A 20,869-nucleotide genomic window follows, 5' to 3' on the forward strand; every position below is an offset into this window, starting at 1 on the left:
GGATATATCCTTGGCTGGAGATAAACTAGGGTTGAATAGTTCTACAGCTGAAAAAATACACCCGGCACGGGCCGGGTGTCATCTTTATTAGTCAATCAAACCGTAATCTTTACGCAGAATTTCGAGAATTTCTGCTTTCGGGTTGTCTGACAGCGGGATAGCCTGGCCGGTGATTTTCTCGGCAATGCCAAGATAGGTTGCCGACACTGCCATCAGGACTGATTCTGGCAGGGCATTATCGCGCGCCAGAGCCTGACGTTCGGACATACGGTCTTTATTTAGCAGGATATCCGGGTCCGGGAAGTGGTTCAGCAGCAACTGACGGAAACCTTCCTTGGAGTTTTCGATAATCTTGCCATCACGGTAAGCAGCGCCGTCCCAGATACGGGAAGAGTCAGGGGTACCGACTTCATCCATATAAATCAGCTTTTCCTGGCCGGCGGCATCGGTGACATAGCCAAACTCGAATTTGGTGTCGACAAAGATCTGATCCAGCTGGCTCAGCGCATCACTGATCAGGTCGAAACCTTCACGTAGCAACTTCTCGTAGAGATTGATGTCATCAGGGGCGCGGAAGTTGAATGCCGTATAATTGTTTTCAATATCCTGACGGGTGATGTTGACATCATCGACTTCCGGCACGCCGGGAATGCCTGTCAAAATGCCTTTAGTCGATGGTGTGATCAGCAGTTCTGGCAGTTTTTGGTCTTTCTGCAAACCGTCTGGAATTTCGATGCCGCAGAAATCGCGTTCGCCTTTGGCGTAGCTGCGCCACATAGAACCGGTAATGTACTGGCGGCAGATTGCCTCGATCATTACCGGACGGGCTTTTTGTACGATCCAGACAAACGGGTGGGGAATATCCAGAATATGGCTGTCAGCCAGGCCGTTTTCGCGGAACAGCTTAAACCAATGGTTGGAGATTGCATTCAGGGCAGCACCTTTACCGGGTACGCCATTCATTCCGCCCTCACCATGCCAAATGCAGTCAAAGGCAGAGATACGGTCGCTGATGACCATAATAGCCAGCGGCGCGTCTTCAGCTACATCGTAGCCTTTTTCTTTAATCAGGCGACGGCTGTCAGCTTCTGTTAGCCAGTAAACAGACCGAACCTTACCACTATGTACCGGACTGTCAGTTCGGATAGGTAGGTCGTTATTTACGGCAAGTACTTTATCTGCAAGGCTCATACGGGGAATCCTGTTTCCTTCACTTTTGAATTAATTAACCGGTGTTCCACGAGTCTTCCGGTTGGTGTCATGAGTGTATGGCAACGCTGAATCTCAGCGACTGCGTTTTTTTACTTCTTTCATCAGGCGGCTGATATCGAGTCCCAGATCAGAGGCCATCAGCTCCAGATTATTCCCGGGTTGTGGTGGTACCAACTTGCGGGTTTGCTGTGTTATTTTTTTCTCTTCGATTCTTTCAAGCAGGCGCTGTTCCAGCTGTTCTAATTGCTCAATAGATAATTCGAATAGACGACAATGAAGTTGATCTTCAGTCATAAACTGCAAGTATTTCTCCGGAACTGGAAAGCCTAAGGTTAGACAAAAGAACAATGGCCGTGACACGGCCTGAAAGGTAGGCCATTTTAGCGTGATCAAACAATGATCGCTAGTATTTGCGCGCCGATTAATACAGAGTTTTTGTCGTCTGCGCCTGGTGTACTATCCTTGTTTTTTATAGGGATATTTACTGTTTGTGTGTGCATCAACCAAAGAGTTAGAACAGTATGGCGGTGGCTGGTATGGTGTGCGCTGTTTTAAGTTGAATCTGGCTAAAGATGTTTGCTTTAAAGAGGAATATTTTGCAGCAAAAAATGATTGCGCTGGAATACGTTTACAATATACTTCGCCACAAAATTAACCCCTCCCGCTGCAGGTTCGACCTAAAGCACTTTTTCCACCTCTTTTTCTTGTGGTAGCGCGCTGATGAAATTACCGGAATATTTCAGTCCTGATGCTGTGCAACGTATTGCAGAACTCTCTGAGGTCCATGAAACGCCTTTTCTGGCGTTGGATCTGAGTGTGGTTGAAACTAAATACACCGAGCTGAACGCTGGATTTCCTAATGCTGAAATCTTTTATGCGGTTAAGGCAAACCCCGCGAATGAAGTGATTGAACGGTTGGCTAGCCTGGGCTCCAATTTCGATATTGCCTCACCTCAAGAGCTGGACAAAGTATTGAAGTTTGGCGTGGCGCCAGAGCGCATCAGTTATGGTAATACCATCAAAAAACGCTCAGCAATTCGCTATTTTTACGAACGTGGTGTGCGTTTGTTTGCTACCGATTCTGAAGCGGATCTGTGCAATATTGCGAAGTACGCTCCGGGTTCGTCTGTGTATGTGCGGGTGCTCACCGATGGCTCTGAGGGTGCAGACTGGCCGCTCTCGCGTAAATTTGGCTGTAACCCTGAAATGGCGGTGGAGTTGCATGTGCTGGCCCGTGATCTGGGACTGGACCCTTACGGTGTCTCATTCCATGTTGGCTCGCAACAACGTGATATCGATGTGTGGGATGGGGCGATTGCCAAGGTTAAGGTTATCTTTGATCGTTTGAACAGTGAGCATGATATCCGCCTGAAGATGATCAACATGGGGGGCGGTTTCCCGGCTAACTATCTGCAGAAAACCAACGAATTTTGTATTTATGCCCAGGAAATCACACGTTTTTTGCAGGAAGATTTTAGTGAAGAAGTGCCACGCATTATTCTTGAGCCGGGTCGGTCACTGGTGGGTGATGCAGGAGTAATCGTATCTGAAGTGGTATTGATCTCCCGGAAGTCTTCAACCGCTCTGGAACGTTGGGTGTATACCGATATTGGTATGTTTAATGGCTTGATTGAAACGGTGGGCGAGTCGATCAAATACCCGATTGGTTCTTCCCGGGGTGGCCCGGAAGAGGAAGTGATACTGGCAGGCCCTACCTGTGACAGTATGGATATCATGTACGAAAATCATATGTATCCGTTACCGCTGTCGCTGGAGATTGGTGATCATGTTTATTGGTACTCTACTGGCGCGTATACCACTAGCTACAGTTCGATTGAATTTAACGGCTTTCCGCCGTTGAAGTACTACATTATCTGATTGATTTCAGGCAGAGCACGGCGTCCTGCTGTGCTCTGATTTTCTCACTGCTGTGCATTGCTTTTCTTCCTGTTAAGCTGTTGAATAAACGACTTGTTATGGGGAGTGTTGTATGTCGCAACTTCAATGTCGTTATGAGGGCTTATTGGGGGCCTGCGGTGAAAGCATTCTGATCCTGGAGATGCCCGGCGTTATATTGGGCTGCTCCTCGGGAGAGTGTGAATGGCTTAAGCCGGATGCATTAATTGGTCGACAGTTAGATGCGGTGTTTCCGAAAGCCTTTGTGACTGCCGTGGTTAGCATGGCGGTGCAGGCTGCCAGCCGTGGCGAAGTCATCGTTAAAGAGCTAGAACTCAATCCTAAACACGCACCTCAACTGCAGCAGTTGGGACTTACGCAAACCGTAGCTTTTCGTGTGCGTTGCCTGGCGGCGGAAGATGAGATTATCCTCGCGCTGCAAGATATCACTGAGCTGAAGTCGTTACGGCGTATGTCTTCGGGACAAACCCAGCGCGACACCCTCACCGGTTGTTTTAACCGCCGTGCTTTCAGGCCTGTTATTGAACAGTCTGTTGCCCTTGGGTTGCGGTATGATGCGCCCTTTAGTCTTATGCTGATTGACGTAGATCATATGGGGCAGGTAAACGATAACTACTCCATGGATACTGGAGATCAGTTGCTGCAGCAACTGGCAACTGCCTTAGAGACGACCAAACGAACTTCCGATTTTCTCGCGCGTTATAGTGAAGATGAATTCATTATGCTGATGCCGGAAACCCCGCTCGACAATGCCATCGCAGCGGGTGAGCGGGTTCGCAAGCTGCTGCAACAGGTGTCAGTACAACATGAAGATCAAAACTTGAACTTCACCGTCAGTGTTGGTGTTGCAACTATGGCTGGGGCAGAAGAAACCGCAGATACACTGCTGGGCCGAGCAGGGCAAAACCTTTTTGTTGCTCAGGAAAGCGGCGGGAACCGAGTCGAAGCTGATGAGTTTGATCAGTAAGACAGATTAAATAGTGGGCGTGGCTGGGCGTTATTTCGCCCGGCCTTAGCCTGTTTTCATGATTGACTCAGCGCCAGATGGATTGCCGTGATAACTGCCGGCACTCATGATTTCCCACTGATTGGAATAATGGTGCAGGTAGGCGTAGCAGCAACAGCATTTGTACAGTGAGCTGTCATGTAGCTGACTGATTTTCTTCAACGCTGGGTGAGGCTGATTTTGTAACACTAGGTTATAACAAAGTGTGCAAGCGTCTTCCATGTGTCCTCCTGAAATTAAAGCACTCTCCGAGCGGCGCTAAAAAGCGCATTAACAGGATCGATTCCTATAAGGCTTGGGTACTTCGCTTTACACAATTATTTAAGCATAAGCCCTCAGCGATTGATCTAGGAAAAAAACTCATTTTCAGTGTGGTTGCGTATGTTTTTCGCGCTACGTAAATAGGGTGGGTTTGGTTCCTTTTCCCGATGCGCTAAAATAGCCGCCTAAATTAACCTGGCGTAGCGGCACAGCGTATTAGGCTGGCAGTACTCAACCGGTCTCAGACCCGGCGGCGCGTCTCCAATAAAAGCGAGAAAATCATATGCAGATTGCACAGAATCACGTCGCGCTGATCCATTACACATTAAAAAATGATGCCGGTGAGGTTCTCGACTCTTCACAGGGCCAGGAGCCACTGCCATTTATTTGCGGCGCTCAAAATATTATTCCTGGGCTGGAAAATGCTCTGGTAGGTAAAACTACCGGTGACAAGCTGGATGTGCGCGTGACGCCTGAAGAAGGATATGGCCAGATTCGTGAAGACTTAATTCAGAAAGTTGATCGTGCGAACTTTCAGGGCGTTGAAGAGATTGCGGTGGGTATGCAGTTCATGGCCGAAGCACCATGGGGTCAGCAACCGGTGACTGTCGTCGCAGTAGAAGAAGATGGCGTTACTCTGGATGGCAATCACCCACTGGCAGGCCAGGTACTGCATTTTGCAGTTGAAGTGACTGAAGTGCGTACGGCTACAGAAGATGAGCTGGAACATGGACATGTTCATGGTGAAGGCTGCGATCACTGATTTTAGTGATTCGGATTTCAAATAGCCGGCATTTGCCGGCTTTTTATTGTCTATAGACCGTCACTTTATTTGTGGTTCTTATAACCAAATTATCAATATTTTCATGATTTTAGCTGAAAATGTTTTTATAAATCCGGCCTGCTTTGTGACCGGAGTATATTTCTTTGCCTACACTAAAGTTGTACGGCTCGTTTGAGAGGACAAGTCGTGTCCGAAACTGTGCGCAAAGGAGTGATCTATGAATATCAATCAGTTGAGTGACCTACAGAAGTCCCAGCAACTGAAATCTGTGAATTTCATTGAGTCCGGATGTGGGCCTATGGTCATAGAGATCGAGTTCCAGCGCGATAAAAGTTATCTTCGTGAGCTGATCAAGGATGATGCAGGCAAAGTGGTTACCTGCAGTAACATTACTCAAGGTTATGATATCTGCCACCGGGCCGGTATTCACCATGCCAATCTGGTGCAAATCATCCCCCATGATGAGGCCTGTTATTCAGAATTTGCCGATTATCATCGTTCATCGCTTCCTTTGAGCTTCCGTTAATACGGCGGCGGCTGATCCACCGGCTACCTGTACTTCGTAAAATAGCTGTGCTCTTATTAAAAATGAAGTCAGCAAGGAACGTAGTCGGTGATGCAGCAGGAAATAGACGCAGTAGTTCGCGCGGTCAGTACCGTGCTTTATGGTAAAGAGCCCCAGATTCGACTCGCCGTGACTTGCCTTATCAGTGGTGGACATTTATTGATTGAAGACCTGCCCGGTATGGGCAAAACCACCCTGGCCCATGCGCTGTCCCGGGTACTGGGGTTGGAGTATCAGCGAGTACAATTCACCAGTGATATGTTGCCAGCCGATATTATCGGCGTTTCGGTATTCGATAGCGGCAGTAACCAGTTTGAATTTCACCAAGGTCCTGTTTTCACTCAGCTACTGCTGGCAGATGAGATCAACCGCACCACACCTAAAACCCAAAGCGCATTGCTCGAAGCGATGGAAGAAGCTCAGGTAACGGTGGATCGGCAGACGCTGAGTTTACCTAACCCCTTCTTTGTTATTGCGACCCAAAACCCCGTAACACAGTACGGTACCTACCCGTTGCCAGAGTCTCAGCTGGATCGATTTCTAATGCGAATCCAACTCGGCTATCCCGACGCTAAAGCCGAGCGGGCCCTGCTGCAGGGCGGGGATGCCCGGCGTAAAATAGATGACTTGCCCGTGTGTCTTGATGCAGAGAAATTGGCGCGTATCCAGCAGGCCTGCGAGGAAGTCAAAGCGTCTGATAGTCTGCTTGACTACCTGCAACGCCTAGTGCGTTATAGCCGGGAAGCGCCGGGGTTTGATTTTGGTATTTCACCCCGAGGCAGTTTAGCGTTGTTAAGCTGCGCTAAAACCTGGGCACTGATGCATGGGCGGCAATATGTGGTGCCAGAGGACCTGCAACAATTGCTTGGACCCGTATGCGGTCACCGTCTGCGCAGTGCTGAAGACTACGCGGAACACGGCGGTCAGGCCCTGACACGGCGGCTACTGACCGAGGTTGATGTGGTTGGCTGAGATGCTGCACGCTGCACGGACCAACGACACCCTGATTCATCGCTGGATGGCCCGCCGGCGGCCCAGAGGGCATCAGGTTAACCTGAGTCAGAGAAACATCTTTATCTTCCCCACAGTGGCTGGCTGGGGTTATCTGTTGGTATGCATTCTGCTATTTTTGATTGCCACCAACTATCAGAACAACCTGATTCACGGTGTGGTGTATTTCCTCCTCGCCATTGGTGTCCTGACAATCCATTACACCTACCTTAACCTGTCTGGGTTATCGATACGGTTCCTCAAAGCATACCCCTGCTATGCCGGGGAGTTGGCTGAGTGTGAATTTCAGCTGAGTCGCCATGGCCGCCCTGCAGAGAGTATCGCTATGCACTGGCGAGACCAGACTGAAACACTGGTCAGTGTCGAGCAGGGCGAGCATTCGGTATCACTGTATAGCCAGACTTATCAGCGCGGCGTGTTCCGCCCGGGTCTGTTGTGTGTGGCTACGGTTTATCCCTTTGGTTTGTTGCGAGCCTGGAGCTGGCTGGACCCCGAAGTGGAGGCGTTGGTTTACCCGCAACCGATACAGGGGCGTCCACCTGCTGCAATGGGTGCAGGTCAGGAGGGGCCGGAAACCGCGCAACAGGGGGGCGATGATTTTTTGGGCTACGCGCTTTATCAGCCAGGGGCTTCACCCAGTCAGATCGCCTGGAAGCAGTATGCTCGTCGTGGCGAACTGTTGCTGAAACAGTTTCCGGAGCATCAGGATCGACGGTTGTGGCTGAGTTGGCAGGATTGGCCTGAGCTGGGGGTGGAGCAGCGCCTGAGTGTGATCTGCTATTGGGCCTTGCAGTGGCACCGCTCCGGACAGGAGTTTGGTCTGGTACTGCCGCATTATCAGTTGGAGCCGGGCAGTGGCGCTGCACACATCCAGCAGGTATTAGACGCTTTGGCGCGTTTTCCCGGCGCAGGAGCCTCCGTATGAGCCGCAGTGGCCCGGATATTGGCCGTAATGCCTTGTTGTGGCAGTTGCTCAGTGTGCTGCTGGCGGTACTACCGCATCTGATACATCTGTCTTTCCTGTTGACGGGGTTCGTGGTGTTTTGTGTTGGCTGGCGATTGCTTGTCTGGCGTGGGCGATTTGGTTTTCCACACTGGCTGGTCAGGGCATTGCTGGTCATGATCGCTTTGGGGATTGTGCTGACCGGCTACCGGGCGGGTGCGGGTATCAGTACCACGGTTGGGTTGCTCATTGCCGGCTTTAGTTTGAAATTGATCGAGCTGTATAAGCGACGCGATGCACTGGTGATGCTCTATGTGGCAGTGATGGTCACCGCGACAGCGTTCTTGTTTGATCAAAGTATCTGGACCGCGTTGTATGTAATGCTGACGCTGGTGGTGATTTTAACAGCGATCACTACCCTCTATACCAGCACTAACCGACCATTTTGGCACTCCCTTAAGCGTTCAGTAGGTTTTGTGTTGCCTGCCTTACCGTTAATGGTGGTGCTGTTTCTGGTCATGCCAAGGTTGGGGGCGCTCTGGGAGGTCAGGCTTGATCCGGCAACGGCACGCACGGGGTTGTCTGACAGCATGGGGCCGGGGTCGATTAGCCAATTACTGCGCTCGCCACAGGTGGCATTTCGGGTGAGTTTTGCTGCAGAGCAACCGCCCCAGTCGTCTCTGTATTGGCGAGCGTTGGTGCTGCCGGATTTCGATGGCAAAAAATGGTTTAACGCCAGAATATCAAGCGCACTGGAGACATCCGCGCCGCGTCAGGCGCCCGAACTTTCTAAGTTGAATTATGAACTGATTCTGGAGCCGAATCAGAAAACCTGGGTGCCTGTGCTGGAATCGGTAACCGGATTTCCTGCAGAGCTTAAATTGCGCAAGGATGCCACGCTGGTGGCACCTCAGAAACAGCTGCTGCGGCAGCAGTATCAGTTGCAATCGACACCCGGCCTAAGACGTGAAGCCAATATATTGCAGGATGCCGCTCGTTATCTGCGGGTGCCGCCCGGCAATCCTCAGTCGCGGGCATTGGTGGAATCCTGGCAGGGGCAGGCGCTGACAGCTGAGCACCTGATAACAAAAATTCTGCAGCGTTATACCGAGAGCTTTGTGTACACCCTGAGGCCCCCGCCTTTGGGCCAAAACAGTGTCGATGATTTTCTGTTTTCAACCCAGCGGGGCTTCTGTGGCCACTTTGCTTCGGCAACCGCGTATCTGCTCCGTCTGGCAGGGGTGCCGGCGCGGGTTGTTACCGGCTATCAGGGTGGCGAGTTTAATCCCTTTGAGCAGTATTACACGTTGCGGCAATATGATGCACATGCCTGGATAGAGGCTTGGATTGAGGGGCAGGGCTGGGTCAGAATTGATCCTACTGCCGCCGTGGCACCGCAGCGGGTTGAACAGTCAGCCGATCAGCTATTTGCTGGGCAGGATGGCTTTCTCAATGGGCGGCCAGCCTTGGGGCGTGACGGGCTGTTGGCAAGTATTCGGTTACGCTGGGAAGCAATCAACTATGGCTGGCAACGCTGGGTGTTGAACTATCACCATCAGCAGGAAGGCCTGCTGCAAAGCCTGTTAGGCAATGTCTCTGTATGGAAAATGGCGATGTTGCTGCTGTTGCCGTTTGTTGTGGTTATCAGTCTGGTGATGTTACGCCAGCTGTGGCCACGTAATCGGCAGCGGGAAGATATGACGGATCGACAGGTAAGGCTGTTGTCAGAGCAATTAGCGCATCAGGGGTTACAGCGGGCGCCCGGCGAAACAGTGGGCCAGTACTTTAAGCGCTTGTCAGGCATTCGGCATGACCTTGTAGCTGAGTTGACGGCGTTGTCTGAGCTGTATGAAAACATCCGCTTTGCCGACCAGTCACAACCAGAGTTCAAACAGCAGTTTGTACAATTGGTCAAAGATTGTCGGCAAAAATTTAATTGAGTGCAGTGTGAACCTGGCGGCGTAATTCGGGCAGTACCTCCGATTCAAACCAGGGGTTTTTCTTCAGCCACAGTTGGTTTCTCGGTGACGGGTGGGGTAGGGGAAATAATCCCGGCGGTGCTTGCGTAAAGTGTCGCACCCGCTCGGTCAGGGTGTTGTGGCGTTTCAGTAGAGCCGTATCCGCAAGATAGTAGCGCTGTGCGTAGTTACCCACCAGGAGTGTTAAGCCAATCTCAGGCATTTGCTCCAGCAGGGCGCGGTGCCATAACGGAGCACACTCGGGGCGTGGGGGCAGGTCGCCAGACTTGCCTCGGCCCGGGTAGCAGAAGCCCATGGGCATAATGGCAATGTTGGTTGTGTCGTAAAATGTCGACTTGTCCAGCCGCAGCCAGTTGCGCAATCGGTCTCCACTGGCATCATCCCAGGGGATACCGCTGGCATGTACCCGGGTGCCCGGTGCCTGACCGATAATCAGCAGCCGGGCAGATGGGCTGGCATACACCACGGGGTTGGCCCCTAAAGGCAAGTACATTGCACAGTGCTGGCAGGCACGGACTTGCTGCAAGAGATCTTCCATGTTGGGCATTCTGTTACCTAGCCGATTTTGTCATACTGCCGGTCTGGATTCAGACAGGAAACAGCATGACCACTGACAGTCCCATAAAGTGTACTGTGATTCACAGTCGACGGCGAACCGCGTCCATGCAGGTGACCCCGGAAGGGGTAAACGTGCGGGTGCCACACGGGGTGAGCCAGGCGTGGATAGATCAGTGGCTGGTTGCGCGCCAGACCTGGATACAACGGCAGCAGTCACAGCTGCAAAGCCATCGCATTGATATCGTTCAGGGCGGCCGGCTGCCATTTAATGGCGAATGGTTAGAGCTGACTTGGCGTGCCGGTAATCGGACAGATGTCAGCCGTTCTGGTTCACGATTGCAGGTTGCGTGTGGACCATCGTCCAGGCTGACAGACGTCGAGCAGGTGACCGCCGCGATTAAGCGTTGGTATAAACGTCAGGCGACGGCGCATTTGTCCTCACGGCTGGAGTTTTGGCAACAGCAGATGCAAACCAACATCTCTGGGTGGAAGGTCCGTGACTATAAGCGGCGCTGGGGTAGTTGTTCTGCTGTGGGTGAGGTCGCTTTAAACTGGCGTTTAATGCTGGCCGAACCCGTGTTACAGGATTATGTGATTATCCATGAGCTTTGCCATCTGGAACACTTTGATCACTCCCCGGCGTTTTGGCGGGCCGTGGCTGCTTATTGCCCGGACTGGCAGGCGCATCGTAAAAGCTTGCGTCAGCGTAGCGCCTGGATGTTGTGGTAGCCTTAAATATCCCGTTCGTTAATCAGCTGCTCAATCAATAACTTTACGGTGCCATAGGAAAATGGCTTGTTGCAGATGGCTGATACCCCTGCACTCTGGATAGCGGCGAGTCGACTTTGATTCTGTTCACTTGTCAGCATCAAAATAGGAATTGTCGGTTGATCACCATGTTGCCGTATATGTTCTGTCAGCTCTTTGCCATCGATATTTGGCATATTGTAATCGGTGATGATCAGGTCGAAACCATTGCCTGACTGCAGCAGCGACAGTGCTTCGGCCCCGTCGTTGGCGGTAGAAATGGTGCCAATGCCCAGACCATCCAGCATCTGTTGCACGTAGCGACATGCCATGGCGCTGTCATCAACCAATAACACTCTCAGATGATCGTACTCTTCATTGTCGGTTTCCGTTTCAACATCACTGATATATTCCAGCGTACTGCGCATGGCAGTGGCCAGATCATCGGCGGTGAAGGGTTTTGGCAGAATGGCAATGGCCCCCGCCTGTCGGATTGGTTCCAAGTAGCGGTAGTGAGTTTCACTGGAGATCAGGATAAAAGTGACCATTTCCAATGCTGGCAGTACCCGCATCTGGTTGACCAGTTCGGTGCCTGATATCCCCGGCAGGTGCATGGCGGAGAGCACTAGATCAGGGGTGATGCTTAGCATCCGTTCAAGTGCTGGCTCAGCTGAGGAAAATTCCTCTATTTGGGTAACACCTATCTGCTGCAGCTGAGCAAGAATGATATGTCGCTGTACGTTGGAAGGTTCAATAACAATAACGTAAAGGTTACTCAACTGCATCGATCAATTCTCGAACCAGACTTATGATTAAGTCCTATCCTAACCCTACCTCGCGTTCATAACAATCTTGTTGATTCAGCTCTGGTTTTCGTCAGCGTTAATGGTCTGGATTTAATATTCTGACCCTGCGCATTAGACAAAGGTTTTATTTTGTAAATTCATCTTTGCTGATGAGTAAAACTGTACTAAAGTACTTGTCGCTAACGGCCAGTAACTTGGCTGTCAGGGGTAATGAAATACATAATAACTAAATAGAGTGGCCATTGATGAGTGTGATTACAGTTCCTTTGTCTCCAACTCAATCCTTTGTTCAACATCTAAATTTCGACTCTTCAACTAATAACTATATTCCAACACCAATTGTTCAATCTCGTAGTAAAAACTATCTGCAACAAGCAGACGCAGAATATTTGCGCTTGCTCGAGGAGGCAGAGGCTGAAGTGCGCCGTTTGATCGATGAGGTGAAGAACCTGTCATATAGCAGGCTCCCAACCTTGGCATCTTAATGGTGTAAACCGCAGTGCTCTGTAGTGAAAAAAAAAGACCAGCCTAGGCTGGTCTTTTTGTTACAGGTTATCCCAATCTGCATCTTGGCTGTGCTGCGCACTTTCCCGCGCGGCAGAACTCAGGCTAACGGCGGGGCGGTGAGCCCGCTTGTTACACAAAGCCAGGTAGCGTTGCCAGGTTCTTTCATGACTGGTTTCGGTATCACGCAGGCCATGACAAAACTCAAGAAATCTACTTTCTTCGGCTGTCACCGGGCTGCGCTCTCCCGTATGTAAGGCATGATAGGCCAGACCATGATGCAACAGTAACTCAGCCTGTTGCTGCGTGAATTCTCCGCTTCGCTTAAACCCATAAGGAAAATTTTTGGCATCTTTAAATTCGGTTTCGGCGTAGAAGCTGACGATTTGTGCTTTATCCAGTTGCATATTGTCACCTCTTGCGGCAAAAGAGAGATAAAAATCAGCTAGGTGTCTATGCCATTGCGGGTTATTGTTCCGCCAATGCCTGATTGTGGCCTGCGACACCGAGGATCGGTTTTTTGCGGATTATGGTCAGTGTGAGCGGTCGAGTAAAACGAAGCTTTTTTGTCGTGAAGATAAGTTTTTTTGATGGATTAATGCTTGGATACTGAGTTGCTACGCACCTTTCTTGAGGTGGCCAATACCCGGCATTTTGGCCGGGCGTCTACTCATCTTTGCCTAACTCAGTCGGCGGTAAGTTTCCGTATTCGTCAACTTGAGTCGTTGGTCGGGCATGAGCTGTTCTTGCGCAAGCGGGGCAATATCATGCTTACGGCAGCGGGCGAACGGCTATTGCCTTATGCCGAGTCGATTTTATCCACTTGGCAGACGGCTTTGCAGGCCAGTGGCGTAGCCCACCAACGTCAGCAACTGACACTGGGTGCCACGGCCATTCTCTGGCAAAGCTGCCTGCGCAATCCGGTACTGCACCTTATCTGTCAGCGGCCTGACTTGTGCCTTCGCACAGAGGAAGATCAACGGCAGGGGTTACATCGAGGTTTACTTGAGTCTCGACTGGATATGGTGCTGTCATTTAATCCGCCCAAATTGCCAGATATTCAAAGCCAAAAAGTGGGCACATTTGTGTTGCAGTTGGTGTCTGATCAACCAGATCAAAGTCTGACGGCAATGACTGATCAGGATTATGTTCATCTGGAGTGGGATACGTCACTGAATCTGCCAAGTCAGCAGTGGTGGTTGCCGCCAGTTGCGCCGGTGTTACATACAGCGCAGATCGATATTGCTTTGGACTATCTCATGCTGAATGGCGGGGTTGCGTTATTGCCACTGGTGCAGGTAGAAGCCGCTTTACGCGAGGGGCGCTTGTTTACGGTAGCTGATCTGCCACCTATTGAGCGGGAAATCTTCGCCAGTTGGTTGGCAACCAATCCAGATGCTTCCGCCTGTGAAGACGCCAGCGCGTTACTATGCAAAGGCTTCAGGGTTTTGGACGGCGTTTGACGCCTCGGCTTGCGGTGGCGGTTAAGGGGTCGTCGGGCCAATCATGTTTTGGGTAGCGCCCCTTCAAGTCTTTTTTAACCTCAGCATATGTTTGCCGCCAAAAACCGGCTAGGTCTGTGGTGATCTGCACTGGCCGACGTGCCGGTGATAGCAGATGCAGTTTTAATGGTGTGCCATAGCCAACGGTTGGGCTGGTGTGCCAGCCAAACATCTCTTGCAGTTTGGCGGCCAGTACGGGAGGTGATTCGTTGTAGTCGATACTGGCTCGGCTGCCTGAGGGCAGGACTATGCGTTCCGGTGCCAGGCTCTCGAGTTGCGATTGCTGCGCCCAGGGCAGTAAAGATTGTAGGGCCGATTTAAAGTCTTTGGCTGGCAGCTGAGTAAAACTGCGTTGTCCCTGTAAAAATGGCAGTAGCCAGTCCTCTAGTGTTGCCATCAATGCGGCATCACTCATGTCAGGCCACAGTGGCTGATGTTGCGTTGGTGCGTGGGTGTGCAGAAATTGCACCCGTTGTTGCCAGTTGCGCAGTTCAGGCGTCCATGGCAGCTGCTCCAGCCCGTCGTTCCGCAGTTGTGCCAATAGTGCCTGATTTACCTGTTCCGGATCGGGGTTGTCTATGCGCTGACGATCCAGGGTTAATGCCCCCAGCTGCCGCACCCGGTCGGCTATGATGCGCTTACCAGAGTTGTCCCAGTGGATCTGCTCCTGCATCTCAATCCGCTGTGGAAACCAGGTTGCCAGGGCTTTGATATCCAGTGGTGCTGCCAGTGATATCTGGTCCTGACGCTGGCCTGCCTGTCCCCGGGTTGATGCCACTGCCAGCCAGCGTTGACGGCATAAGGGGTCATCGGGTTGCAGTCTGATGGCCCGACCGTTACTCATAAGATATTCAGTCCCGCCGGGCTGGCGTTGCTGCGCGATACGATCGGGATAGGCAAGGCTGAGCAGTAATCCCGGGTGCAGTGGTTCGGTAATAGCACTCTGCCTGACGGCAGCGTCAAGTTTGCGCCTTAGCTGACGAAACTGTTTCGCTTGTTGCTGCAGGCGGTGCCAGATGCCTTTATTGTCCCGAGGCGTCTGTTGCAGCCAGTCAAGCCGGGTTTCGATGTCGGTTTGTTGTGAGCGCAAGGGATCGCGCTCTGCCAGCAACGCGGCCAATTCACTGGCGACTTTGAGATTGTTATCCCCGCCGACGCGTAATAACAGATGCGCTAACCGAGGGTGACAGGGTAATTGCGCCATGGCTTCGCCCAATGCCGTGATCTGCCCGTCTGGAGTTATCGCCTCCAGTTCAATCAATAGGGCTTGTGCCTGTGTCCAGGCACCTTTGGGCGGTGGGTCAAGCCAGGTGAGCTCATCAACTTGTTGTATACCCCAGCTGGCGAGTAACAGTGCCATCGATGCCAGGTCTGCTTGCTGAATGTCCGGTGGCAGGTGTGCGGGCATCTCTGCCTGTTGAGATGCTGACCAGAGGCGATAACACACCCCGGGTTCCAGTCGTCCTGCCCGTCCGCTGCGCTGTGTCGCGGAAGCAAGGGATATACGCCGGGTATGCAACCGGGTCATGGCAGTATTGGGGTCAAAGCGGGCTTCGCGGCAATAGCCGCTATCTACCACCACCCGGATACCTTCAATGGTCAGACTGGTTTCGGCAATATTGGTCGCCAGCACCAGTTTGCGTTGGCCCGGCGGAGCAGGGGCGATAGCCTGCTGCTGGGTTTCCAGATCAAGGTCACCAAACAGCGGCATCAATAAACAGTTTTCTGTGGCTCGGAGCTGCGCGCTGACTGCCGTTGCCACCGCGCGGATTTCGGCTTGCCCAGGCAGAAATACCAACACACTGCCGCTGGTTGCAGTCAGGATCTCTACCAGACTGTTGGCAACGGACAGCGCCATTCTGCCGGGATGTAATGCGGTGTCACGGTACTTGATCTCCACCGGATAAAGGCGACCATTTGCCGTGATTAGCGAAGCGTTTGGTAATACTGCTTGCAGTGCCTGATTATCCAGCGTTGCTGACATTACCAACAGACGCAATGCCTGGTGTTCCCGAAACAGCTCACGGGCATACAGCACCATGGCCAGCCCCAGATCTGACTGCAGGCTGCGTTCATGAAACTCATCGAAAATAATCAGATCATAGGCTTCGAGACTGGGGTCATCCTGCATCAACCTTAGCAGTACGCCTTCTGTGACAACCTCAATGCGAGTACGGGGACTGATCCGGCTCTCTAATCGGATACGATACCCCACGGTTTCACCGGCAGCTTCCCCTAATTGCTGTGCCATATAGTTAGCGACATTGCGTGCAGCTAGCCTGCGGGGCTCAAGTAATAGAATTTTGCCTTTGATCAGGCCGGGCTGTGCCAGCAGCGATAGAGGCACAGCGGTGGTTTTACCGGAGCCTGGAGGTGCCTGTAAAATAGCGTCACCCTGGTGTTTCAGCGTATTGAACAGTTCAGGCAGAATTGTGTGGACAGGCAGTTTCGACATGGCGGGGTGCTTATTCATTGCGTGAGCTGAGCTTAAAGAGAAAGTTTGCTACTGGCAATTGCCCGTCTGGTCGCTACAATGAGCGCAGATTTTAAGATGCACAGGAAATGTAATGGCCGGTCAGTTTCGTGGTTCCCGTCGTGGTTTTAAAAAAGCTGTTGCTAACGCCGGTCGTGGCGTTATGGAGAGTGTTCGTACTGATGGACCTTTCACTGAATGGGTGGGAATGCCACCGTACTATATTCATCACCTCTTGATTGAAGGCGAAGAGTACTCTTATCTGACGGCAGAGAAAGAATTGGAAATTCCGCTGGGTAAGAAAGTGGCGTTTCGTTACAAAGAAACCAGTAAAGGCAAAATGATCGAAAAACGTTCCTTAGGCGTTGTCATCGATCCGAGTGAACTGGGCTACTGACATCGGGTTATTCAGTTATGCCAGATAACTGGAACTCGATGGCATAGGAATTGACCAAACTGCATATGTCTGACAAAAGGAGGCAGTCAGGTGCTGCAGAAAAATCAATTTTCCCTGCAACTGGTAGAAAAGCATAGTGTATCCGCCAGCAGCCTTGAACTGTGTTTCCGGCGGCCGGATAACGGCATCATCACCTATGTGCCGGGGCAGTTTTTTTCATTCCACTTACCTGAAGCCGCGGCAAATAAGACCCGCAGTTACAGTGTTGCCAATCGTTGTCACAACATCCGTGAAAATCGCGAGCTGAGGATCACTGCCACGCTGATTGAAGGTGGTCATGCCAGCGAATTTTTTCGTCAGGCGGAGATCGGAGTTGAGGTTTCTGCCAGTGGCCCGTTTGGTAACTTGATCTTGCCACCTCAGGACCCAGCCCGTTATTTACTGATCGCTACAGGTGCCGGTGTGGCACCTTACCGCGCCATGCTGCCACAGTTATCTGAGCGCCTGAAGGCGAAACCAGAACTGCAGGTTGTACTCCTATTGGGGGTACAGAATCCGGCAGAGCTGCTGTACGCCGACGAGTTTCGGCAGATGGCGGATGAGCATGATAATTTCTGTTTTCGGGCTTGCTACAGTCAGGCAGAAGCGGCTGCTGAGGACGAAGTCCGCGGCTATGTGCAGACGCAATTCGCTGACCTGCAACCCAATACCGAACACGACCGTGTTTACCTGTGCGGTAATCCGGCGATGGTGGATGATGCTGTCAAACAGTTAACGCCATTGGGTTTCACCCCTGCCAACCTGAAGCGGGAAAAATACCTCTTTTCGCGTTTGTAATAAAAAAACCGGCCACTTGGGCCGGTTTGAAAGACAGACGAACGCTTATGAAGGGGGGACTAAACGTTCGCGCTCTCCTGATTTGAGGGTGCTATGAGTAATTCCATTAATGCTGCATTACGTGCCAGCAGTTGTTGCTGAGCCGTGTCACTTAGCCTGTACCGGTTGTCCTGCTGTATCAGGTTGTCGAGCAATTCAGCACTGAAGGCCCTGATATCCTGTAAGAAATCCAATTTGGGGCTGTTAATAAACCTATCCAGATTGTTCTTAATTTGCCCCAGGTGTCTGCCAGGATGATCTGTCGGCTGCTCCATCTGTTGAATACTGCTGTAAACACTGGTCACACTGTAAGTCAGTGACTGACTCATGTTTACATTCAAGTCCATCAATTGGGATTTGTCCATCTGCAGATTCACTGCCTGATCAAATGCCTGTTGAAGGTTGCCATTAAAGAAGTCATCTGCGATCAAACCAATCTCGCTAACCAGCGCCTGAATTGACGCTAATTCAGCACTGCTCAGGTTACCGACAACTGAGAAATGGTATTGGCTGTTGGCGGTGATTTCGATGCCAGCTGCTTCGACCTGATAACTGTCGGTATTTACCGAGGCCAGGATCTGGCTTTGACTCAGGTTGTTACTGAAATCGATGGTGACCCGGTCGCCATCGCGGGTCATGATCTCCATCGAGAAGGCTTGCGCACTGGCGAACCGCTCAGCACTGCTGATCGCGTTAAAATGGCTCCCGGTCTGCAGGGACGGATTAAGCTCATCAAGGGCGGCCTGGGTCAGGTTATAGGTTTCCTGCAGCGAGTTTTTTAAGGCCTCGGTCAGATGGGTTAAGCCTTGCAGAATATCCTGCGCTTCCTGATAGCCCTGCTCAAACCCAGCTTGTGCTGACTGGTAGAGGGCTTTGAGCTCGGTTTGGTCCGCACCCCTGTTGCGTGCCTGTTGCAGCCCATCAGCAACAAAGCCGGCGATGCGCTCTGCAACCTTGCGCGGGCTATAGTCAGCGGCGGACAAGGTATTAAATGTTGTGCCTTCCATGCCGGGAATATGAGCGGCGAGGCGCGCCAACAGGCTACCCAGTGACGTGGCTGTCGCCGCGCTGGACTGGGGGGTATTCTGCTGTTCTGGTTGCTGCAGTACCGGGTTAAAGCCGGTGGGCAACGTTGGAATTTGCACCTGATAATCCTCTGTGTCGTGGTAGGCAGGCTATCGGCGCTGATATAGGTTGCTGAATACGCTATGAAATCGTTTCAGGTTGCATTTTAAACAGTTGTTTACAAGTGGTTGATGCACAGAAATAAACGCCAATTGCGGCGTTTTCTCAGGTTGAGTCAGATTAATAGACGGTGGAAGCTTATTAACCGGGTATATTAACCGGTTAATAAGCGGTCTTCTGCGGCTTCAATATCATTTGCGGACCCTTGCAGAATGACGATATCGCCTTCACAAAGCAGCGTGCTATCGGTAGGTGAATGTTCCGAGTGGTCCTGGCGACGAATCATCGCGGCGGTAACATTCAGAGGGCTCAGACCCAGTTCGCCCAGGGTTTTATTGCAGGCATAACTGGATTGAGAGATAGGCACCGGATGCAGCACTTCTTTCATGTGGCCTTCCGCGTCGCTCTTCTGGGATTGGCCACCATGATAAAATCCATGTAACAGCTGATACCGCTCGGATCTTACCTGATTGATCTGCTGGGCTACGGTTTCGGCTGGTACACCAAGGATCGATAAAATATGACTGACCAGCATCAGGCTGCCTTCCAGTGCTTCTGGAATAACTTCAGTTGCGCCCTGGCGTTGAAACAGGTCCAGCGCGCTATCGTCACGGGTTCGCACCAGAATAGGCAGTTCAGGAAACCGTGGCCGCAGGTGTTTCAGTGCACCGAGCGAGGTCTCGTGTTCGGGAAAAGTCAGAATCAGCATACGGGCCCGGTCACCGCCGATAGCGGCGATAATGTCGGCCCTTTCGGCATCGCCATAACAGACCCGCTCACCCGCAGTGGAGGCTTCTGCAACACGTAACGGATCGTTATCGATAACGATATACGGGATGTTAAGTTGGTCCAGAAACCGGGTAATAACCTGCCCGACACGGCCAAAACCACAAATAATGACATGGCTACTCAGGCTTTCTCCGGCCTGGTGCAGGCTATCAACCTGAAACTCTTCGGTAGCCGCTGCTGCCTTCGGGTGCAGCCAATGCGCAATACGATCAGTGTGATTCATCAAGATAGGGGTGAGCATCATGCTTAATACAATCACCCCGGTCGCCAGAGCGTTGAGTTGTGGATCGATGACCTGGTTGCCTAATGCCAGTGCCAGCAGCGCAAAACCAAATTCTCCCCCCTGACTCAGGCACAGCCCCGCTTTAAGTGAGGAGATAGGGTCCATTTTAAGCAATCGACCCAGTAGCGTGATAAGCAGGGTTTTGCAGATGATAAGCCCAGCGGTGAGCAGCAGTATCCAGTACCAATGCTGTTGCAGGCTGTACAGATCGAGCTGCATGCCTACCGAGACAAAAAACAGTCCCAGCAGCAGGTCACGGAATGGTCGAATATCGGCTTCTAACTGATAGCGGTAGTGGCTTTCCCCTAGCATCATGCCTGCCAGGAAGCCTCCCAATGCCATGGACAGGCCTGCAGCATGGGTGATCCAGGCGGCCAGCAGGGCTGCGGCCAGGGAGGTGAGTACAAATACATCACTGGATGCAGAACGGGCAGACTCCTGCAGCAGCAGTGGCATGACAATGCGGCCAACTACCAACAGAACCACCAGTAGCAGTGCACCTTCCAGGAGCTTCAGCGTGAGTGTTGCCGCGGTCATCTGAGTCTCGGTACTGCCCAGCGCGGGAATCAATATAAGGAAAACCACCGCAGCCAGATCCTGAAAAATCAGCGTACCGATGGAGAGCTCGCCATGGGGAGTATCTAATTGGTTACGTCTGATCAGCTCGCGGCTGACCACCGCTGTTGAGGACAGGGATAAGGCACCGGCAAGCACCAGTGCAGATGTCAGTGGTAGCCCTGCGGCCAGAGATAAGCCAATCAGTAGTAGCGAGGTGATCAATACCTGGGCGCTGCCCAGGCCAAACACGGTTTTGCCCATGGTGATCATTCGGGCGAATGAAAACTCCAAGCCAAGCATAAACAGCAAAAATACCACGCCCAACTCACTGAGCAACTCAATGCTGTGCACATCCTTGATTAAACCAAAGCTGTAGGGGCCGACCAGCAGGCCAATAAACAGGTAAGCCAGGAGCGGGGGCTGTTTAATCCGACGAAAAATGGTGGTGGCGGCAATGGCCCCACAGAGGACAACCAGAAACTGCTCAAAAATACTGAAGTCCATCGGCGTTTA

General features: G+C 51.8%; 21 protein-coding genes. 12 read left to right on the forward strand and 9 right to left on the reverse strand.

Going from position 1 to position 20,869, the window contains the following annotated elements:
• Nucleotides 1–87 precede the first annotated feature (87 nt).
• Entirely contained in the window at nucleotides 88–1,191 is a 1,104-nt protein-coding gene (locus ACFVYJ_RS13105) for a phosphoribosylaminoimidazolesuccinocarboxamide synthase (RefSeq protein WP_419415899.1), read from the reverse strand.
• 93 nt (nucleotides 1,192–1,284) lie between these two features.
• Nucleotides 1,285–1,515: a hypothetical protein gene (locus ACFVYJ_RS13110; protein ID WP_419415900.1), complete on the reverse strand. Its 231-nt coding sequence runs from the start codon at nucleotides 1,513–1,515 to the stop codon at nucleotides 1,285–1,287.
• 417 nt (nucleotides 1,516–1,932) lie between these two features.
• Between ACFVYJ_RS13110 and ACFVYJ_RS13115 the strand changes: the two genes are divergently transcribed.
• A complete protein-coding gene (locus ACFVYJ_RS13115; RefSeq protein ID WP_419415901.1) occupies nucleotides 1,933–3,090 on the forward strand; it encodes a type III PLP-dependent enzyme in 1,158 nt (385 codons plus the stop codon).
• A 112-nt stretch (nucleotides 3,091–3,202) separates the two neighbouring features.
• Nucleotides 3,203–4,096: a GGDEF domain-containing protein gene (locus ACFVYJ_RS13120; RefSeq protein WP_419415902.1), complete on the forward strand. Its 894-nt coding sequence runs from the start codon at nucleotides 3,203–3,205 to the stop codon at nucleotides 4,094–4,096.
• A gap of 45 nt (nucleotides 4,097–4,141) precedes the next feature.
• On the opposite strand, the gene ACFVYJ_RS13125 is transcribed toward ACFVYJ_RS13120, so the two are convergent.
• Nucleotides 4,142–4,357, reverse strand: a complete 216-nt coding sequence (locus tag ACFVYJ_RS13125) for a hypothetical protein (RefSeq protein ID WP_419415903.1) — start codon at nucleotides 4,355–4,357, stop codon at nucleotides 4,142–4,144.
• Nucleotides 4,358–4,679: 322 nt separating this feature from the next.
• Here ACFVYJ_RS13125 and ACFVYJ_RS13130 point away from each other — a divergent pair, with 322 nt between their 5' ends.
• The 5 genes from ACFVYJ_RS13130 to ACFVYJ_RS13150 all read left to right on the forward strand — a co-directional run bounded on the left by ACFVYJ_RS13130 (nucleotide 4,680) and on the right by ACFVYJ_RS13150 (nucleotide 9,639).
• Nucleotides 4,680–5,159 (forward strand): FKBP-type peptidyl-prolyl cis-trans isomerase, encoded by a 480-nt coding sequence (locus ACFVYJ_RS13130; RefSeq protein ID WP_419415904.1) that lies wholly within the window; start codon nucleotides 4,680–4,682, stop codon nucleotides 5,157–5,159.
• 238 nt (nucleotides 5,160–5,397) lie between these two features.
• Nucleotides 5,398–5,706 (forward strand): hypothetical protein, encoded by a 309-nt coding sequence (locus ACFVYJ_RS13135; RefSeq protein WP_419415905.1) that lies wholly within the window; start codon nucleotides 5,398–5,400, stop codon nucleotides 5,704–5,706.
• Nucleotides 5,707–5,796: 90 nt separating this feature from the next.
• Nucleotides 5,797–6,717, forward strand: coding sequence for an AAA family ATPase (locus ACFVYJ_RS13140; protein WP_419415925.1), 921 nt, complete (start codon nucleotides 5,797–5,799; stop codon nucleotides 6,715–6,717).
• Nucleotides 6,710–7,681: a DUF58 domain-containing protein gene (locus tag ACFVYJ_RS13145; RefSeq protein ID WP_463255385.1), complete on the forward strand. Its 972-nt coding sequence runs from the start codon at nucleotides 6,710–6,712 to the stop codon at nucleotides 7,679–7,681. Before ACFVYJ_RS13140 ends, ACFVYJ_RS13145 begins: the two co-directional genes overlap by 8 nt.
• The gene (locus tag ACFVYJ_RS13150) at nucleotides 7,678–9,639 is read left to right on the forward strand and encodes a transglutaminase TgpA family protein (protein ID WP_419415906.1); all 1,962 of its coding nucleotides are present in this window, start codon (nucleotides 7,678–7,680) and stop codon (nucleotides 9,637–9,639) included. The genes ACFVYJ_RS13145 and ACFVYJ_RS13150 overlap by 4 nt, the downstream gene beginning before the upstream one ends.
• Here the strand turns inward: ACFVYJ_RS13150 and ACFVYJ_RS13155 are convergent.
• Nucleotides 9,632–10,216 carry a uracil-DNA glycosylase family protein gene (locus tag ACFVYJ_RS13155; protein WP_419415907.1) on the reverse strand — a complete coding sequence of 195 codons (585 nt, stop codon included), beginning with the start codon at nucleotides 10,214–10,216 and terminating at the stop codon, nucleotides 9,632–9,634. The genes ACFVYJ_RS13150 and ACFVYJ_RS13155 overlap by 8 nt on opposite strands.
• A gap of 65 nt (nucleotides 10,217–10,281) precedes the next feature.
• On the opposite strand from ACFVYJ_RS13155, the gene ACFVYJ_RS13160 reads away from it, so the two are divergent.
• Nucleotides 10,282–10,965 carry a M48 family metallopeptidase gene (locus ACFVYJ_RS13160; RefSeq protein ID WP_419415908.1) on the forward strand — a complete coding sequence of 228 codons (684 nt, stop codon included), beginning with the start codon at nucleotides 10,282–10,284 and terminating at the stop codon, nucleotides 10,963–10,965.
• Nucleotides 10,966–10,967: 2 nt separating this feature from the next.
• On the opposite strand, the gene ACFVYJ_RS13165 is transcribed toward ACFVYJ_RS13160, so the two are convergent.
• Entirely contained in the window at nucleotides 10,968–11,768 is an 801-nt protein-coding gene (locus tag ACFVYJ_RS13165; protein ID WP_419415909.1) for a response regulator, read from the reverse strand.
• 266 nt (nucleotides 11,769–12,034) lie between these two features.
• Here ACFVYJ_RS13165 and ACFVYJ_RS13170 point away from each other — a divergent pair, with 266 nt between their 5' ends.
• Entirely contained in the window at nucleotides 12,035–12,274 is a 240-nt protein-coding gene (locus ACFVYJ_RS13170; protein ID WP_419415910.1) for a hypothetical protein, read from the forward strand.
• Between the two features lie 60 nt (nucleotides 12,275–12,334).
• On the opposite strand, the gene ACFVYJ_RS13175 is transcribed toward ACFVYJ_RS13170, so the two are convergent.
• Nucleotides 12,335–12,700 carry a MaoP family protein gene (locus ACFVYJ_RS13175; RefSeq protein WP_419415911.1) on the reverse strand — a complete coding sequence of 122 codons (366 nt, stop codon included), beginning with the start codon at nucleotides 12,698–12,700 and terminating at the stop codon, nucleotides 12,335–12,337.
• A gap of 195 nt (nucleotides 12,701–12,895) precedes the next feature.
• Between ACFVYJ_RS13175 and ACFVYJ_RS13180 the strand changes: the two genes are divergently transcribed.
• Nucleotides 12,896–13,756 (forward strand): LysR family transcriptional regulator, encoded by an 861-nt coding sequence (locus tag ACFVYJ_RS13180; RefSeq protein ID WP_419415912.1) that lies wholly within the window; start codon nucleotides 12,896–12,898, stop codon nucleotides 13,754–13,756.
• Here the strand turns inward: ACFVYJ_RS13180 and hrpB are convergent.
• Nucleotides 13,734–16,250: an ATP-dependent helicase HrpB gene (gene hrpB / locus ACFVYJ_RS13185; RefSeq protein ID WP_419415913.1), complete on the reverse strand. Its 2,517-nt coding sequence runs from the start codon at nucleotides 16,248–16,250 to the stop codon at nucleotides 13,734–13,736. The genes ACFVYJ_RS13180 and hrpB overlap by 23 nt on opposite strands.
• Before the next feature lie 112 nt (nucleotides 16,251–16,362).
• On the opposite strand from hrpB, the gene ACFVYJ_RS13190 reads away from it, so the two are divergent.
• Both ACFVYJ_RS13190 and ACFVYJ_RS13195 read left to right on the forward strand, forming a co-directional pair.
• On the forward strand, nucleotides 16,363–16,665 hold the full coding sequence (locus ACFVYJ_RS13190) for a hypothetical protein (protein ID WP_419415914.1): 303 nt from the start codon (nucleotides 16,363–16,365) through the stop codon (nucleotides 16,663–16,665).
• 90 nt (nucleotides 16,666–16,755) lie between these two features.
• Complete coding sequence (locus tag ACFVYJ_RS13195; protein WP_419415915.1) at nucleotides 16,756–17,502, forward strand: ferredoxin--NADP reductase; 747 nt, start codon at nucleotides 16,756–16,758, stop codon at nucleotides 17,500–17,502.
• Nucleotides 17,503–17,561: 59 nt separating this feature from the next.
• Here ACFVYJ_RS13195 and ACFVYJ_RS13200 read toward each other — a convergent pair whose 3' ends face one another.
• Both ACFVYJ_RS13200 and ACFVYJ_RS13205 read right to left on the reverse strand, forming a co-directional pair.
• Nucleotides 17,562–18,686: a DUF5610 domain-containing protein gene (locus ACFVYJ_RS13200; protein WP_419415916.1), complete on the reverse strand. Its 1,125-nt coding sequence runs from the start codon at nucleotides 18,684–18,686 to the stop codon at nucleotides 17,562–17,564.
• Between the two features lie 194 nt (nucleotides 18,687–18,880).
• On the reverse strand, nucleotides 18,881–20,860 hold the full coding sequence (locus tag ACFVYJ_RS13205; RefSeq protein WP_419415917.1) for a monovalent cation:proton antiporter family protein: 1,980 nt from the start codon (nucleotides 20,858–20,860) through the stop codon (nucleotides 18,881–18,883).
• Nucleotides 20,861–20,869: the final 9 nt, after the last annotated feature.

This window comes from Pontibacter sp. JAM-7, from assembly GCF_048548695.2.
Lineage (GTDB): Bacteria > Pseudomonadota > Gammaproteobacteria > Pseudomonadales > Balneatricaceae > Neptuniibacter.

Excerpts from the sequence above, each read along its gene's own strand:
- ACFVYJ_RS13105 (WP_419415899.1), bottom strand. The coding sequence starts at position 1,191 with ATGAGCCTTGCAGATAAAGTACTTGCCGTAAATAACGACCTACCTATC.
- ACFVYJ_RS13115 (WP_419415901.1), top strand. The coding sequence starts at position 1,933 with ATGAAATTACCGGAATATTTCAGTCCTGATGCTGTGCAACGTATTGCA.
- ACFVYJ_RS13120 (WP_419415902.1), top strand. The coding sequence starts at position 3,203 with ATGTCGCAACTTCAATGTCGTTATGAGGGCTTATTGGGGGCCTGCGGT.
- ACFVYJ_RS13125 (WP_419415903.1), bottom strand. The coding sequence starts at position 4,357 with ATGGAAGACGCTTGCACACTTTGTTATAACCTAGTGTTACAAAATCAG.
- ACFVYJ_RS13130 (WP_419415904.1), top strand. The coding sequence starts at position 4,680 with ATGCAGATTGCACAGAATCACGTCGCGCTGATCCATTACACATTAAAA.
- ACFVYJ_RS13135 (WP_419415905.1), top strand. The coding sequence starts at position 5,398 with ATGAATATCAATCAGTTGAGTGACCTACAGAAGTCCCAGCAACTGAAA.
- ACFVYJ_RS13140 (WP_419415925.1), top strand. The coding sequence starts at position 5,797 with ATGCAGCAGGAAATAGACGCAGTAGTTCGCGCGGTCAGTACCGTGCTT.
- ACFVYJ_RS13150 (WP_419415906.1), top strand. The coding sequence starts at position 7,678 with ATGAGCCGCAGTGGCCCGGATATTGGCCGTAATGCCTTGTTGTGGCAG.
- ACFVYJ_RS13155 (WP_419415907.1), bottom strand. The coding sequence starts at position 10,216 with ATGGAAGATCTCTTGCAGCAAGTCCGTGCCTGCCAGCACTGTGCAATG.
- ACFVYJ_RS13160 (WP_419415908.1), top strand. The coding sequence starts at position 10,282 with ATGACCACTGACAGTCCCATAAAGTGTACTGTGATTCACAGTCGACGG.
- ACFVYJ_RS13165 (WP_419415909.1), bottom strand. The coding sequence starts at position 11,768 with ATGCAGTTGAGTAACCTTTACGTTATTGTTATTGAACCTTCCAACGTA.
- ACFVYJ_RS13170 (WP_419415910.1), top strand. The coding sequence starts at position 12,035 with ATGAGTGTGATTACAGTTCCTTTGTCTCCAACTCAATCCTTTGTTCAA.
- ACFVYJ_RS13175 (WP_419415911.1), bottom strand. The coding sequence starts at position 12,700 with ATGCAACTGGATAAAGCACAAATCGTCAGCTTCTACGCCGAAACCGAA.
- hrpB (WP_419415913.1), bottom strand. The coding sequence starts at position 16,250 with ATGTCGAAACTGCCTGTCCACACAATTCTGCCTGAACTGTTCAATACG.
- ACFVYJ_RS13190 (WP_419415914.1), top strand. The coding sequence starts at position 16,363 with ATGGCCGGTCAGTTTCGTGGTTCCCGTCGTGGTTTTAAAAAAGCTGTT.
- ACFVYJ_RS13205 (WP_419415917.1), bottom strand. The coding sequence starts at position 20,860 with ATGGACTTCAGTATTTTTGAGCAGTTTCTGGTTGTCCTCTGTGGGGCC.